Source organism: Sulfobacillus harzensis (assembly GCF_012933365.1).
GTDB classification, from domain to species: Bacteria; Bacillota; Sulfobacillia; order Sulfobacillales; family Sulfobacillaceae; genus Sulfobacillus_B; species Sulfobacillus_B harzensis.
In genome coordinates this window covers 1-1,513 of record NZ_JABBVZ010000258.1, presented here as the reverse complement: position 1 = coordinate 1,513, position 1,513 = coordinate 1, and the positions used below count along the sequence as shown (strand labels likewise).

1 protein-coding gene is annotated in these 1,513 nt (G+C 60.4%); it reads right to left on the bottom strand.

The window, feature by feature from the left end; all coding sequences use genetic code 11:
* Positions 1-73 precede the first annotated feature (73 nt).
* Complete coding sequence (locus tag HIJ39_RS22875) at positions 74-1,309, bottom strand: IS110 family RNA-guided transposase (protein WP_169103332.1); 1,236 nt, start codon at positions 1,307-1,309, stop codon at positions 74-76.
* Between the last annotated feature and the right edge of the window lie 204 nt (positions 1,310-1,513).

Here is a 1,513-nt window from a genome sequence, read left to right as displayed (position 1 = left end):
CTCCCTTGAAAAAAGATTTGTTGTACCGTATTTAGGGCCTGAACTGACGCAACTACAACACATGTAGCGGTGGTCAGCTCGCGGTCGCGGCCACTTCTGCGACCGTGACCCGATAGCCCAACGCTTCCAGGCGACGCGTCTCTCGGCGCACGATCGCCTGTCGATCACGCTGATCGAAATAATCGGCACCCAAGTCTTGATACACCGTACCGGGGGTCTTGAGAATTGCGTAGGTTGCCGTCAGAATGTGACGACCCACGGCCACGGCAGCCCGCTTCTTCCCCCGGCGTCCGGCAAGCCGTCGGTAGACCGCCCCCAGATAGGTGCGGGTTTTGCCGGCGGCTTGCCCGCTCTCGACGAGGGCTTCGCGCAACGCTTTGCTCCCCTTGCGCGTTCCCGCGGGCTGACGTTTGCCTGCACTTTCTTTCTGAGCGGGGCTGAACCCCGCCCACGACACTAATTGACGCGCGGAGGGAAACCGTTGCATGTCCGTCCCGACTTCGGCGATAATAGTTTCGGCGGTACGGCGTCCGACTCCGGGAATGGTTTGTAACCGGGCGAGGACGTCGTCAAAATTTGCGAGGCGCTGGCCGATTTCGGCGTTGAGGGTGACAATTTGCCGGTCCAGAAACGCGATGTGTGCGAGCTGCAGTTTGAGCATGAGCTGTTGGTGGCGCTCCACGAGGCCCCGTAAAGCGGCCGCGAGGGTTTCCTCCGACGCACGAATCCGCTCATCCGCCAGGCGGGCGAGCGTGACGGGATCCGTTTCGCCGTCCGCGAGGGCGGCGAGAATGCGTTGCCCCGAGACCCCGAGCACGTCTGAAATGACACTGGCGAGTTTGATGTTCGACCCTTCGAGCACCTTTTGAATGCGGTTCGCTTCGGTGGCCCGTGCCTGGATGAGACTCTTACGGTACCGCACCACCTCCCGCAGCTCGCGCTGCGGTCGAGCCGGAATGTAACTGCCCTTGAGGACTCCCAGACGTAAAAGATGGGCAATCCATTGAGAATCTTGAACGTCCGTCTTCCGACCCGGCATGCCTTTGATATGGCTGGGGTTCACCACCCAGACCGCCTCGAAGTCGAGCGCCTCGAACAAATTCACGACGGGTTTCCAATACACCCCGGTCGCTTCCATGGCCACGTGGGTGACCCCACACGCCAACAACCAGTCGCCCAACGTCAACAGGTCTTCCGTCAGGGTGCCGAATGTGCGCGTCTCCGTCACCGTGGGGGTCAGCACCGTCGCCACGATGACCTTCTTGTGAATGTCCAGACCCGCGCCATGCGTGATAAATAGGCCGTCCATGTCGAACACCTCCGTTTAAATATCCCCCGACAGCCATGGAGCGTCTAAGAATTCTCCCTTGCGTGCTCATCCTCCGGGGGCGAAGCCGCCGGCCGATGGCAACAGTATTGAGTGCTCGGTATGGCCGGAATCCGTCTCCTTTACGAGCTCGTAGCATCAGAGTGAATGCGATCTCGGTCGAGGGTTACCCTCATCATACTCCCC